This window comes from Pseudoalteromonas sp. A41-2 (genome assembly GCF_015767615.1).
GTDB lineage: Bacteria > Pseudomonadota > Gammaproteobacteria > Enterobacterales > Alteromonadaceae > Pseudoalteromonas > Pseudoalteromonas lipolytica.
Map to the genome: position 1 here is coordinate 753,357 of NZ_CP065231.1, position 14,366 is coordinate 767,722.

A 14,366-nucleotide genomic window follows, 5' to 3' on the forward strand; every position below is an offset into this window, starting at 1 on the left:
AGCTGGTTGATGGATATAATACTCATAATAAAGGAAGCACAATGAAACTTCATCCAATAATGTTCAGCATTGCAGCCGCATTTCTTGCTGTAGGTTGTAACTCAGATAACGATAATAAAACCGTTGAGCCCCCCGTTACGACAACACCCGAACCTGAAGATGTTGTAAAGGTCGCAATACCTACTTTTGCAGATAACAAGACGCTTGATGCCAATATTCGTTGGACAAGTTATGGCGTCCCACATATTACAGCATCAAACCTTGAAAGCTTGGCATTTGGCAGTGGCTATGCTTATGCAAAAGATCATGCGTGTTTATTAATGGATCAAATAATTAAAACCCGCGGCGAGCGTGCTAAATACTATGGCCCTGATCAAGTTGCGGGGAGTGGCGATTCAAAACACTTAATCTCTGATTTTGGTTATAAAGCACTAGGTGTAAATGAGTATGCGGCGGAACATTATGCTGAATTAGATGAAACAAGTCGTGCTCATTTTGAAGGGTTTGTGCAGGGCTTCAATAAATATGTGACTGATACGGGGGCTGAAAATTTAGCGCCTGAATGTGCATCTCAGCCTTGGGTGATTAGCTTAACGGCTCAAGATATGCTGGCTTATTCAATGGCGACAGTGCAACTTGCAAGCTCAGCTAACTTTTTAGAATTAGCATTTTTTGCAAACCCAGGTGATGGTGATGAGTATTTGCCTGTGCCAAGTGGTAGTGAACCGAGTGCCGTTTCGAGCCTTGTTAAAAATATAAATCAGCAAGCAAAGCAATTTAAGTTAGAGAAGAAGTTTGAGCACTTAGGCTCAAATGGCTGGGGGCTGGGTAAAGACATGATGGCCAACGGTCAGGGCGGATTATTAGCAAATCCACATTTTCCTCATGAAGGAAATTTGCGTTTTTGGCAGTCACACTTAACAGTCCCTGGTGCCATGAATGTGATGGGTGGGAGCCTGCAAGGCATGCCTGGTGTTATTAATATAGGTTTTAATGAACATGTGGCCTGGACGCACACCTTCTCGACGGCACGTCACTTTTTAATTTATCAGCTCGCATTAAATGAAAATGATCGCATGAGTTATGGTGTTGAGGGTGAGCAACACACTATTACCAGTAAAATGGTAACGGTGGAGGTTGCTGTGGGGCCAAACACAACGATTGAGCTTACAAAACCATTTTATTACAGCCACCATGGTTTGATGCTAGAAACGCCTGCTGAAAGAGGGTTAGGCTGGAATGACACTCAAGCATTTACCATAAAAGATGCCAATGAATTTAATATGGATGTTGTAGCGCAGTGGTCAGCACTCAACCAAGCCGTGAGTCTTGATGATATGAAAGCGTCATTCGCTCAGTTTGATGGGGTGTCGTTCAACAATACGATGGCAACAGATAAAACGGGCACTGTTTTTTACGTTGATGACAGCACAGTGCTTAAATTAGATGACACTGCTAACCTAGCAATTCGTTTGCAGCCTGAGCTCGTTGCTTTGAGGGAATCAACGGGCTTTGATTTGGTGCCTGGCAACATGAAGCTTTTTGAAAGCCAAGGTAAAGTGCCTTTTTCTGAAGCACCCCAGCTTACGCGGACAGACTATGTACAAAACTCGAATGATAGTTATTGGGTGACAAACTTAAAACAGCCTTTACTTGGTTTTGCTGCTCAGTATGGTGATGTACATAAGCCTTTATCACTAAGAACAAGAATGGGTCTGAAGTTATTGCAAGAAGGCGGGGGAGAAGACGGTAAATTTACACTTGATGAATTAGAACAGGCATTAATTGGCAATCGCATCTACTTAGGTGAACTGGTATTTACCGATTTAGCCTCACAATGTATTGCCCAAGGAAATACACCGGTGCAAGTTTCAGCGGGTATTGACGTGGATATCAGTCCTGCCTGCGATATCGTTGCTAACTGGAATGGTGCTATGAACTTAGATACAGAAGGTGCTGCATTGATCCGTGAGTTTGCGCATCTATTTAATCCTTCAGCACACTTATATAACAACTTTGATGTTACAGACCCGGCTAATACGCCTCATACTCTACGCCAAGATAAAATTGCATTAAAAGCGCTGGCGCACGCTATGTTAAATGTGCAGGCGAATGGGGTGCCATTAACAAGTACTTTAGCTGAGCTTCAGTTCGTAGAAAAATCACTGGCCGGAGGGCATGCTTCAGGTGAGCAGCTTCCATGGGCTGGGCCGATGCATGTTGAGGGAGGCTTTAATGTTTTCAGATACGATAGAAGTAATTTAACACGCTCTACTCTGATACCTTATGCTGATTATCAAACATTACCGGATGCAGTTACAGGCCAACCTTTAGCGTCAAATTTATCAGCGCAAGGCTACCCTGTGAACTATGGTTCAAGCTGGATGTTTGTGATGAATTTTACTGAGGATGGACCGGTTGCTAAAGGATTATTAACCATGTCACAGAGCTCTGATTCACGTTCAGAGCACTTTGATGATCAAAGCCGTTATTATTCTCAAACAGCAAAACTCAGACCGTTATACTACAAAGAAGCAGATATAGAACAAAATCTGATCGATGAAATTGATATCTCAATGACTAAGCAATAAACGGCACTTCTTCAGCCAGTACAATGTGACTGGCTGAAATCTCTGCTTTATAAGCATATACTTCTACACCACAGTCAACGGCGTGTACTAATAGTTCGCTGTATTTAGCATCTATATGTGATGCGCCACTGACTGTATTAATTCCTTGATGTAATACAGCAAAAAGCAAAACAGCTCGGTGCCCCTGTTGCACCATTTCTATTAACTCGCGCAGGTGTTTTTGTCCTCGCACTGTTTTAGCATCGGGAAAGTAACCTTGGCCAGTTTCTGGCTTTTCTTCTGATAGCAAGGTCACTGACTTAACCTCAACATAGCAATGAGCGGCGTTTTCAGCCGTTAATAAAAAATCGATGCGGCTATTCTCTTGACCGTATTTCACTTCAGCTTGCAGTGTATCGTAGCCATCAAGCTGCTTGATAAGATGATTTTCGAGAGCTTCTTGAACGACTTGATTAGCAACTGCAGTATTAACACAAATTAAATGCCCATGTTGATTTTGGGTGAGTTGTAACGATTGCGGGTATTTACGTTTTGGGTTATCACTGGTTGAGTAAAACGCGTTAAAACCTGGCTCGGCACAGCCTGTCATTTTGCCTGTATTGGCGCAGTGTGCTGTAAATTGTTGATTATCTTGCGTGACTAAATCAGCTAAAAATCGCTTATAGCGCTTTAATAAAGTGGCTGATTGTAATGGAGGATTAAATTTCATTATTTTGTTTTTATTTGAGCTTTTCTATATTGTAAGTGAATAACCAAGCAGAGTGCACCTTCGTTGTCATTTAAGGCGTTATTTATCGCAAGCGGTTGGGAACTGACGTAGCCTGTAGTAAACTCAGTGAACAATTTTTAGCGCAAAAAGAGTATTCTAACATGTCGGAAAAATTTTTAGTTCAACTAAGCGAGCAGGCTGCTGCCGCACATTGGGGTGATAAAGCCTCTCTTTCTTTTACTGAACAAGGCGCAACTATTCATTTAACTGAACAAGATACACTTAAAAACGTTCAGAAAGCAGCGCGTACGTTAGCGAATCAAGGTTTAAAAAATATTGCGCTAACGGGTGATGTTTGGTGCACAGAAACACAGTGGGCTTTTTACCAAGGCTTTGTTTCACCAAAGAATTTAGACGCAGTTGAATTTGCCGAGAATGCAAAAACAGACAGCAAAGAGCTGGCTTCTTTAACGCAAGCAGCGACTTGGGCTCGTCAAATGATCAATGGGACCGCTGATGATATTTTCCCTGAAAGCCTTGCTGGTAAAGCGGCTGAGTTTATTCAGTCATTAGCGCCTGAGCATGTTAGCTATCAAATTATTAAAGGGGATGCATTACTTGAGCAGCAATGGATTGGTATTCATGCGGTTGGTCGTGGTAGTGAGCGCCCACCTGTACTACTTGAGCTAGACTATAACCCTACGGGTGACGAAACGGCGCCAGTGGCCGCTGCGCTTGTTGGTAAAGGCATTACATTTGATTCTGGCGGTTACTCTATTAAGCCAAGTGAAGGCATGCTAGGCATGAAGTGTGACATGGGCGGTGCAGCAACCGTAACGGCTGGTTTAGCACTTGCGATTAACCGTGGCGTTAATAAGCGCATTAAATTATTCCTATGTTGTGCTGAAAACTTAATTTCAGGCCATGCATATAAACTAGGTGATATTCTTACCTATAAAAATGGCACCACAGTTGAAATTGTTAATACCGATGCCGAAGGCCGTCTAGTGCTTGCTGATGGCTTAATGGCTGCGGGTGAAACCGGTGCGCCATTAATTATTGATGCGGCAACGCTAACCGGTGCTGCACTGGTGGCTGTTGGTCAAGAGTACAACGCACTATTTGGCCTTGATAAAGAGTTTGTCCGTGAAGTGCAAGACTTTGCAGAGCAAGAAATGGAAGGCGCTTGGCCATTACCGCTTGAGAAGTGGCATCAACAAAATTGCCCTTCACCATATGCTGATACAGCAAACAGCCGCCCACAAAAAGGCGGTGGCTATGGTGGTGCATCGAATGCGGCTGGTTTCTTATCTCGCTTTGTGCCAAATGATGGCAAGGGATGGGTTCATATTGACCTTGCAGCAGCATTTAATATGGGTAGCACAAGCGAGTGGGCTGCAGGTGCAACAACCCAAGGGATGCGCACAGTAGCAAGAACGTTATTAGAGAAAGCGTAATAACCAGTTTGCTAACTAAATAAGTAAAAACGCCCGATGATGGGCGTTTTTTCGTTTTTGGTAATTTTACAAACGGATACAAGATTTTTCGCACAATATAGTATAAAATCTCGCCCCACATTTTCTCATCAAGTGGTTAGTTTATATTTCATTAACTACACTTGGATGATCAATTCACACTGGGGTTTCTATTTATGTCAGATAAGTGCTATATCACTGCGCAGCAGCTTCTCGAAGATTCATTTCGTGTTGCGGCACAAGTTTATGACGATGGTTTTCGTCCTGATTTCATCATTGGTATTTGGCGTGGTGGCGCTCCAATTGGTATTGCAGTACAAGAATACTACGATTACAAAGGCATAGAGACAGACCACATTGCTGTTCGTACATCATCGTATTACGGTATCAATCAGCAATCGAAAGAAATTAAAGTACACGGCCTGCATTATATTATTGAAAATGCAAATGCGGGTGACTCTTTGCTTATTGTGGATGATGTTTTTGATTCTGGCCGCAGTATTTTTGCATTAAAAGAAAAGTTATCTGAATTAATGCGCTTAAACTTACCACGCGATATTCGCGTTGCTTGCCCCTACTACAAGCCTAAAAACTCAAAGGTAGACATGGTGCCAGATTATTATATTCATGAGTCTGACGAGTGGCTGGTGTTCCCTCACGAGCTTTCAGGCTTAACACCTGATGAAATTATTGAAGGTAAATCGGATTTAGCCAATATCCACGATTTACTGCTCAAAAAGTAAGTTTTTAAAAAATGCATGAAAAGGCCCTGTTTAGGGTCTTTTTTGTATTCAGTTCTCACACCAATTCGCAATAATACTTAATCATTTTGAGAGATTAAACAGATCACTACCGGGCTAAAAATTTCTTATTTACGGCTGCATCGAAGCAGGAGGTAGAACAATGCAGGAGCAATTGCTGAGAACAACTAAATACCGAAATTTTGCTTTATTATCAACGAAGTTTTATCGCCTCAAAATTTCTTACTTAATTAAGCGAATTGGTATCATTTGATAGTGCTTGTTGAAGATCGCTTTTTGTTATTTAGCCTTGTTTGCTACTAGTCCCAGTTGCTATTCGTTGTTGTTGATGAGAAAAAAAAGTTAGTGCTCCGGGAGTGTATTTAATACCATTCCGCTTAATTAAGTGCTCTATTTTGAGGCAATAAAACCGCGTTGATAACAAGGCAAAAATTTAGTTATTTAGTTGTTCTAAATCAGAAATTTTTAACGCAGGTAGGACTGGTTTGATCACTCAAAATGATTAAGTATTTTTGCGGATTGGTATAATATATCTCTTGTCTTTTTAGGGTGTATACAGCACCGCTCTGAAACCTCAATCTTACCGAATTATTTTAGGGAACTATTAGAATGTTAAAGATCAGCAAGCACATTTAGCATACTCACATGTTCAAGAGAATAAAACTCATGGTACTGTTGTTCAACATGATAATTTTTATGGGGTTTTATAAAGTAGAGCCTTAGTGTCAAAAGCTTCTTTTCGGCAGGTGATATTGATGTAATAAAAAACCGCGCACAATGCGCGGTTTTATTTAGTCTAATTGGATTAAACTCGTGGATTAGTTACCGCCTGAACCACCTGAACCACCTGAACCACCAGTAATTGGTTGTTCTACAACTTCACATACTGTTGGGATATTAAGCGCAACGGCTGTAGTGTTAACTGCAAGAGCTTGAGATAGCCACGCGTTATTAACATAATCATAGTAACGAATGGTGTAGCTAGCACCTTCTTCAAGTGAAACGTTGAAAGTTGCACCCTCTCCGTAGTATGCATTTACAACTCTATTGCCAGAATACAACAATGATGTTGTTGGTGTAGGCACTGGAGCAGTGTTTACATCAAAGTCTTCTGTATTACTACATACTAGTTGTGTAGTGACAGATTTAGAAACTTTATTAGGTGATGTAGATGTAAGCTTTAACGTTTCGCCGTTCAAGTCACATAAGTTATTTACACTTAATTTAGAGGCTGTGCCATCTGAATTACTGGCTAAACCATCTAACACGTTTTTACCATTCTGACGGATCTTGATATTCACAGGGAACGCAGGAGGGTTAGCGATATTAGCTTGTGAATAATCACCTGTATTGGCTTTTAATTGGCCTACATTGCGGCGATAACCGTTCGTCTCAAGAAGAAGGGTATAGCGGCCTGCATTAGGCTGGTCATTACTATCGACAATGTCAAACTGAAGGCTAGAACATAGATTGTTGTTGAAGTAGTCTAAGTTCCAGTAAGATAAGTGGTTAACATCAACAGTTACGTCAAATGTGTCTGCGCTTCCATTATCTTTAACTTCACCGTAGCTTTCAAATGACCATTTACCTGCATCTTCGTCATAGCTCCACACTGGGAAGATATCACCAACAGCTAATTTTCTAGCGGTTGGGGTAGTTAAAGTACAAGTGCCTTTACTGTAACCATTTGCTTCAGCGTAAGTTGCAACATCAGTTGTGCCTGCTGGTAAAGAGACAGGACATGGGTTAGAAGTGTTTTTATCAACCTGCATTGCTACAGTGATAGAATTTCCAGGACCAAAAGTACTAACTTTATTGCCTTCGTCATCTACTAACTCGATTGCAACAAAGCCACCTGAGGTAAATGAACCATCCACAGTTGAATCAGTGCCATCAGGATTTGCAACTGAAAGAGCTAAACCACCAGGGAAAGCGTCAAGCGAAGAGTTTTCTGTAGCGTCAGCTTCAGTTTCAGTGTCATTTCGAGTTGCTTCATTCGCGAAATAAGCTACGGTCATTTGTGGAGCTGATGTTAGAGCTGTACCGTCTTTAGTTAAGAATTGAGTGCCATTCTTAATTTTTACTGTTGTACCACCAACAGCAACACCAGCTTTATTGATTGACTGCGGTAGTTCAATTTCAGTTTTATCACCCGAAATGCTTAGACCAGTAGTTGGATCGTAAGAAACAGTTGTGTTTTCACCTGCAGGCACAAGTGATTCAAGAGTCTTTGTTTCAGCAACAATTGCAATATCAGAGTTAGCAAGAGTTCGTGGAGTTAAACGAATTTCTTCTGCCGATACATTTTCTGCCGTTGTAACAGTTAAAGAACCTGAGTTGTTTAAGTAACCATCTGCAGAAACAACATAGTCATACGTAATACCATTTGCAGGAATAGAACCAACGGTGAAAGAGAATGTTCCTGCTGTTGTTGATTTATCTGCATCTGCAAGCGCTTCACCAGCTACATTTAAAAGTCCATCTTCAGGTGATGTAAAAGTTATAGTAGCTGTAACAGTGTCTGCTAAAGGTTGACCTGTCGCATCCAGTAAGCTAACTGAGATAGCACCAGCTTGCGTCTCAACTGCAGTCGGTGGAACAGCTACATCTTGCGTTGGTACTGGAGGCTTTGGTACAGTTGTGTTGTCGTCGTTATCACTAAAACAACCGCTTAAGCTTAGAGTGACACCTAACGCTAGCGCTAGCTTTGTTAGTTTAAATTCATTGTTTCCCATAATCGTTACCTTTCTTTCCTTTATCGTAAAGTAATCAGACTTTTATTAGAGCAAATAGTACCGGTTTGTGCACCGAAATACGCCACACATGGTTATCTGTTATTGAAGGATAAGCGTACATTATATATACGTCAAGTGAACATTATATATACTTTCATTAATAGAATAAGAAAGTTTTGTCTCGTCCTTCAAACATTGTGGGCGGCACATTTCGCTTTGCCGAATTATAATACAGAGCCCAGCTATTAAAAAGCTCAACTCTATGAATATTTATAGTTTATGCAACTGAACTCATGCTGACTATTAATTTCAGTTTGCCTGCGTAATTGTAAAGCATAATAACAGATTATGTAACAAGTTTATAACTGCGAAAAACTGTCCACGTAATCACTCAGTTTGTCTATGTCGACCACTTGTAAACCTTGATTGCTGCGTTTTACTAAGCCCTTTTCTACAAGCTCAGTCACAACACGTCGATAGGCACGTTCGGTGGTGGCAAAACGTTCAGCTTCAGCATTTACTGTTGGGTAGGCTCTAAGCAGTGTCGGATTATTATTTTCAGCTCTTAATAAACAATCTTTAGCAATATTATAGCTCAAGGGTAATAGCAATTTGTCTAGGTTGATTTTTTGGTTCTCTTGAAACTTAGCGGCTATTGTTTGTGCTGTGTATAAACTCAGTTCTGGTTTTTCTAAAAGTAGTGCGCGCCAATGTTTAAGCTCAATGAGATTGTAACTAACATCACTGAAACACGTAACTGTGTAGATACAAGGGAGGTTGTTAAGAGCTTCAATCTCACCAATTAATGTATTATTACAGTCTAGTTGACCGAGCAAAAGGCGGCGACCATTACCGACATCGTAACTAAACGAAACGGTACCACTTCTCACTAATACGAGTTTGGAAAGTGGTTGATCTTGATGGATCAGCACTTCTTTTTTGGCTTGTTGAAAACGACTCCCTGCAAAAGTGAGTAATTGATCAACAAGGTAGCTTGAAAAATGATATTGAAACATTAACGCCGCTCTTCGGACAATTGTCCTATTTATTACATCTTAATGACGCTAGCATTAAGATTCTAAGAATTTATGCTAACTTACTAGTAAGGTGTTCACATTACTCATACCTTCATTTCCCGTGTAATGATTTTAAAGTCGGGTTAATTCTCAGGCTTTACAAGGTTTTTAGTAAGTTAGCTTTTTTATTTTCATTGTCAAAGTGAGCAATGAGTGAGTCTAAAAATGACAAACTCTAATGCTAACCTAAAGCCTAGGAGAGAACAATTGAGTTGGGAATATTTAGGCTATTTAGCATCTGCATTATTGGTCGCTTCTTTAACAATGAGCGATGTTATGAAGCTTCGTTGGCTTAACTTAGCAGGCTGTATCGCATTTACTCTTTATGGTGTAGCAATTGATGCCGTGCCTGTGGCATTTACCAATGGCTTGCTTACCTTCGTAAATATCTACCATATTATAAAATTAAAGCGTCAACCGACAGTTGACGCTAAAAAGTAATTTAATTTTCGTTTTCAAGTGTATATTTAAGCTCACCTGCCAGCCAGGTTTGCTGTACTTTTATAGCGTGAACGTCAGTGAGCGGCACCGTGTAATAATCTTTATTGATTAAGATAAAGTCAGCCCATTTTCCTTGTTCTAAACTTCCTACTTTAAATTCTTGATGGGCAGCGTAAGCGCCTCCCAATGTAAACGCTCTTAGTGCTTCATCACGTGACAGTAACTCTTCAGGACGCCAACCTCCTTCAGGAAGTTGGTTATGGTCCATGCGTGTAATTGCTGAGTATAAGCCATCGAATGGGTCAGCAAGTTCAACGGGGAAATCAGAGCCTGCCGCAATAATGGAGCCTTGTGATAAAAATGTTTTCCATGCATAGGCACCTGTCAACTGTGTTTCGCTCAGACGTTGCTCAGCCATGTGCATATCAGAAGTCGCATGAACAGGCTGCATGGAAGGAATAATTTTTAACGCTTTAAAGCGAGGAATATCGTTTGGCGACACAATTTGCGCGTGTTCAATGCGGTTCCGTAATAAAATGCCTCCCGATTTCTTGAAGACATTCTCATAAGCATCTAAAACGGTTTTATTAGCTTGGTCGCCAATCGCATGGGTATTCGCACTAAAGCCGTGTGAAAAACTTAAGGTAAAAAGTTGTTCTAGCTTTTCTTGCGTTTCGAGCATTAAGCCATGATGGTTTTTGCGATCAGCGTACTCATTAATTAATGCAGCGCCTCGACTGCCTAATGCACCATCTGCATAGACTTTTACACTGCCAATGGAGAGCATGTCGTTCATATCTTTATAGCGACCAGCTTTAAGCATGGTTTCGAGCTTTGGATCGCCAGCACTGAGCATAGCAACAATTCTAACAGGCAGATTATTGTGTTCTGCACGCTGTTTATACACTTGCCACGTATCGTAGTCTATACCTGCATCGTGTGCTGATGTAATGCCTAAACTGAGTAGGTGATTACCGGCGTTATCAAGTGCGCGATTGATACTCGCGTGATCTGTCTTGGGGATGTGTTGCGTTACTAATGTTTCTGCTTTATCAATAAACACCCCTGATGGCTGACCCGAAGGAAGTTTAATTATTTCGCCTCCAGAGGGCGTATCTGTTTGCGCCGTTATGCCAGCCAACGCCATTGCTTTTGAATTGACCCACACGGCATGACCATCAACGCGAGACAGCACAACAGGTTTGTCTTTTACGTATTTGTCTAAATCTGCTGCCGTAGGAAATTGACCGCCAGGCCAATGTTCTTGGTTCCAGCCTCGGCCAATTATCCAACCTTGTTTATCTTTAGCGAATTCGGCCAACATTTTACCGACCATATCGACAGATTGGGTATTTCTAACATCCAGTTGTGACAAGTTATGGCCAAGCCCAATTATATGACCATGTGCATCAATAAGCCCGGGCAGCAGTGTTGCCTTTTTACCATCGATCGTTGTCGCATCAGGAAAACTAGCCTTAAGGGAATCATCGCCTGTTTTGACAACTTTTCCATCTTTAAAGACTAAGGTTGAAAATTGCTGTGTCTGACCTTGATAGGTTGGTGTGTAACCATTTACGTTATAAATAACGGTGGTGTTAGCGAAGCAAGATATCGATGCAGTTGCGAGTAAGCTGATAATGAGTTTCATACTATTCTTATTTTTATTGATTTATAAAAACAGTATCAGAGTTGCTGTAAACTGCAAATAATTAGGTAATTAAAACGTGCAAAAGGGTGACTCGCACCCTCAGCATTATTTGCTAGCATATTCATTAAATTCAGCAAACGATAACTTATTGTCTTTATCGCTGTCGTAACTTTTAAAACGAGACCACAGAGCGGGGTCTCGTGCAGATTCAGAACGGCTTAAGAAGCCATCTTCATTACGATCGAGTTGTTTAAATTTTTCTCCAATACTTTCTGTTGCAAAAACCATACTGCTATATAAACCACAGATTATAAGACTGGCGAAAGTGTATTTTGACATTGCTTTAACTCTTGTTTGTTAAGTAGTGCTTAAATTCAAGGAGTGATATTTGCTGATCGTTGTCTGTATCCCATTTAGCCATGTGCTTTTGCAAGTGTGGCTGAGATGCAAGCTCTTCAACACTTAAATAACCATTTTTATCTTTGTCTAAATGATCAAATCGCTGCTTAACATCTAATGCTAAGGTATTGAAGCTTATAGTAATTAAAGTGAATGAAGCAAGTGTCGCAATTTTCATAATAAAACTCCTCAGAAAGTAAAATCCTTTTTGGGAAAAGTGCTTGCCATAATTTAAATCCCAAAATTTAAATCCGTTTACACGCTCCCTCTGGGATTATGGCAAGCACTTTAAGAGGTTAAGGTTTGAATTTTTCAAACTCTTGTTCAGATAATCGCTGATCATTATTTGTATCAAGATCAGTAAATTGCTTAATTAGCTCAGGGTGTTCATTGGCTTCAGAAAGTGAAATTGCATTGTCTGCATTGCTATCAAACTTAGTAAAACGAACATCCATTTGAGATGCCAAAACGGTCGCACTGATAGCCAAAAATATCAGCGAAAAGGCAGCGATAAGTTGTTTCATAACAATCTCCTATTGAATAAACGACTGAAACTCTGGAAATGAAATTTGGCCATCCTCATTACTATCAATTTGAGAAAAATTGCCATGTAACAGTGCGTCCTCAGATGCTTCAGACTCACTTAGCGCGCCATTACTGTCTTTATCAAGTTCATTAAACGTCTCGTTGAGATCAAGCGCGTATGAGCTTATTGATACTAAGCTGGCAAGCATGATTGAAATACAGGCCATCGTTTTCATTTTGTTTCCTAAAATCTATAACTTATTACGGTATAAACAAAAACAATGCCAACTTTAAAATTCATTTAATATCAATGGTTTATGTGTTCCCCGAGTGATTTGCTCAGCAATACTTACAAAGAGTTGTGTCTTTTTTGCAACGTTTTTTGGGTTCTAAAGGATTATTCATTTTAAAACAGAGAGTTATATTGTTGCTGATTAGCAACAAAAAAGCATTTATTGGTTAAAAAGTGCTGTTATATAGGCTGGATTCAGCGAGTGTCTAAGTTATTTATCTAATAATCATCTTCTGTCACGTTGAAAAGGATCAGTATGCAAGGTCTCGTTGCGAATAAATTTAAACATGCGCTCGATTGGCGGCCCAGTTTAATTGGCCAGTTTGTCTTTAGCACTTTGTTGTCTTTGCTGCCTTTATCGTTGGTTGTGATCGTGTTTTTAAACGCACTGAATAAACAATTGGCTGTGACACAAAAAATTGTCAGCGATAATTATTTAGTTACAAAGGCGTTTAATAGTTTAAAACAAGATTTAAATAGCCTAGAAAGAGCAACAAGACAAAATTGGGTTTTAAAAAGTGAATCACTCGATACCTTAATTGAAAATAAGTGGCAGTCATCGCTGCAAAGTATTGATGAGCTTATTTTTCTTAGTCCATCGACAGAGTATGTGGCGCAGTGGCAGCAATTGGCAGAAGTACTCAACTTTGCCCAGCAACACTTAGTTGCAGAGCAAAAACAAGATGGTGAATTATTTGCCCCAGCAAGCAAACTTATTGCAGAGCAAACTGTGTGGCTACGTGATCAAAATGAATTACGGATCACCAAGAATCAACAGCAATTAAAGGCGCTTCAAGCGTCGTTTATAAACTGGTTGATTGCATTAATTCCAATCACATTATTAGTAAGTGGTGGGTTTTTATGGCGGATCAGTGGCCGTTTAGGTGAACTAACAAGTGTAATAGATAAACTAGGTCAAGGTCATTGGCAGCAGAAAATTTCTGTACGAGGTTCATCGGAGCTCGTTGAGTTAGGTAATAAATTAGAATGGGTGCAAGCGCAGCTGCATATGCTTGAGCAACAAAAAGACACCTTTTTACGTCATGTTACTCACGAATTAAAAACACCGCTTGCCTCCATGGTTGAAGGCACTGATTTACTCGCTGATGAAATTGTTGGCCCAATTAATAGCGAGCAGCAAGCTGTCCTTGAGCTAATTACACAGAGTATGGCGCGTTTACGAGTGATGATTGAAAGCTTATTAAATTATAACGCGATTCGTACCAGTAAAGAGAGTGTCACAGAGCTTAACTTCAATAGTATGAAATCGAATATTGAGTGTCACTTTGAACATCGTTTAATTGCGCGAAATCAGTCGTTAATATGGGTAAATGAACTTCCCTCAAAAGCGATGTATATTTCTTCCGAGTTGTTAGAAATGATGCTTGTGCAACTCATTTCCAATGCCTTGAAATTTTCACCTGAACAAGGCGTTGTCACGGTCGAAGCTCGTTATAAACACACTCAGCTTCAAGTGACGGTCAGTGATGTCGGTAAAGGCATTGCTGATTCTGAAAAGACCGCTGTTTTTGGTGCCTTTTATCAGGGGAAAAATGCCAAAGAGCAAACTGAAATGGGCAGTGGTCTTGGCCTCACAATAGTGAAAGAAACGGTTGAGCAACTGAGAGGCACACTTAATATTGCTGATAATGAACCGCAAGGCTGTCGATTTACAGTGACATTACCAATTCAAGTAACCCAAGGAGTTAACTGA

At 40.4% G+C, this 14,366-nt stretch carries 13 protein-coding genes; 5 read left to right on the plus strand and 8 right to left on the minus strand.

Translation table 11 applies throughout. The annotated features are described in order from the left end of the window. The first annotated feature begins 41 nt into the window (after positions 1–41). The gene (locus tag IT970_RS03570) at positions 42–2,591 is read left to right on the plus strand and encodes a penicillin acylase family protein (RefSeq protein ID WP_196857609.1); all 2,550 of its coding nucleotides are present in this window, start codon (positions 42–44) and stop codon (positions 2,589–2,591) included. On the opposite strand, the gene sfsA is transcribed toward IT970_RS03570, so the two are convergent. Next, complete coding sequence (gene sfsA / locus IT970_RS03575) at positions 2,581–3,300, minus strand: DNA/RNA nuclease SfsA (RefSeq protein WP_074988886.1); 720 nt, start codon at positions 3,298–3,300, stop codon at positions 2,581–2,583. The two genes, IT970_RS03570 and sfsA, sit on opposite strands and share 11 nt — an antisense overlap. A 161-nt stretch (positions 3,301–3,461) precedes the next feature. Between sfsA and pepB the strand changes: the two genes are divergently transcribed. Together pepB and IT970_RS03585 are read left to right on the plus strand one after the other, a co-directional pair. Further along, positions 3,462–4,757 (plus strand): aminopeptidase PepB, encoded by a 1,296-nt coding sequence (gene pepB / locus IT970_RS03580; RefSeq protein ID WP_036971743.1) that lies wholly within the window; start codon positions 3,462–3,464, stop codon positions 4,755–4,757. A gap of 194 nt (positions 4,758–4,951) precedes the next feature. Beyond that, positions 4,952–5,518, plus strand: a complete 567-nt coding sequence (locus tag IT970_RS03585; protein WP_036970696.1) for a phosphoribosyltransferase — start codon at positions 4,952–4,954, stop codon at positions 5,516–5,518. 836 nt (positions 5,519–6,354) lie between these two features. On the opposite strand, the gene IT970_RS03590 is transcribed toward IT970_RS03585, so the two are convergent. Together IT970_RS03590 and IT970_RS03595 are read right to left on the minus strand one after the other, a co-directional pair. After that, positions 6,355–8,271, minus strand: a complete 1,917-nt coding sequence (locus tag IT970_RS03590) for a hypothetical protein (protein ID WP_180311380.1) — start codon at positions 8,269–8,271, stop codon at positions 6,355–6,357. Positions 8,272–8,630: 359 nt separating this feature from the next. Continuing rightward, positions 8,631–9,287, minus strand: coding sequence for a Crp/Fnr family transcriptional regulator (locus tag IT970_RS03595; protein WP_036970695.1), 657 nt, complete (start codon positions 9,285–9,287; stop codon positions 8,631–8,633). 267 nt (positions 9,288–9,554) lie between these two features. On the opposite strand from IT970_RS03595, the gene IT970_RS03600 reads away from it, so the two are divergent. Then, entirely contained in the window at positions 9,555–9,788 is a 234-nt protein-coding gene (locus tag IT970_RS03600; protein WP_196857610.1) for a YgjV family protein, read from the plus strand. A gap of 1 nt (position 9,789) precedes the next feature. Here the strand turns inward: IT970_RS03600 and IT970_RS03605 are convergent, their stop codons facing one another. The 5 genes from IT970_RS03605 to IT970_RS03625 all read right to left on the minus strand — a co-directional run bounded on the left by IT970_RS03605 (position 9,790) and on the right by IT970_RS03625 (position 12,596). Further along, positions 9,790–11,436 (minus strand): amidohydrolase, encoded by a 1,647-nt coding sequence (locus IT970_RS03605; RefSeq protein WP_196857611.1) that lies wholly within the window; start codon positions 11,434–11,436, stop codon positions 9,790–9,792. A 105-nt stretch (positions 11,437–11,541) separates the two neighbouring features. Next, the gene (locus IT970_RS03610) at positions 11,542–11,775 is read right to left on the minus strand and encodes an EF-hand domain-containing protein (RefSeq protein ID WP_065978055.1); all 234 of its coding nucleotides are present in this window, start codon (positions 11,773–11,775) and stop codon (positions 11,542–11,544) included. A 4-nt stretch (positions 11,776–11,779) separates the two neighbouring features. Then, entirely contained in the window at positions 11,780–12,013 is a 234-nt protein-coding gene (locus tag IT970_RS03615) for an EF-hand domain-containing protein (RefSeq protein ID WP_036970689.1), read from the minus strand. 118 nt (positions 12,014–12,131) lie between these two features. Then, positions 12,132–12,359, minus strand: coding sequence for a hypothetical protein (locus tag IT970_RS03620; protein ID WP_065978056.1), 228 nt, complete (start codon positions 12,357–12,359; stop codon positions 12,132–12,134). A gap of 9 nt (positions 12,360–12,368) precedes the next feature. Further along, positions 12,369–12,596: a cag pathogenicity island protein Cag25 gene (locus IT970_RS03625; RefSeq protein ID WP_036970684.1), complete on the minus strand. Its 228-nt coding sequence runs from the start codon at positions 12,594–12,596 to the stop codon at positions 12,369–12,371. Positions 12,597–12,908: 312 nt separating this feature from the next. Here IT970_RS03625 and IT970_RS03630 point away from each other — a divergent pair, with 312 nt between their 5' ends. Then, the gene (locus tag IT970_RS03630; RefSeq protein WP_196857612.1) at positions 12,909–14,366 is read left to right on the plus strand and encodes a HAMP domain-containing sensor histidine kinase; all 1,458 of its coding nucleotides are present in this window, start codon (positions 12,909–12,911) and stop codon (positions 14,364–14,366) included.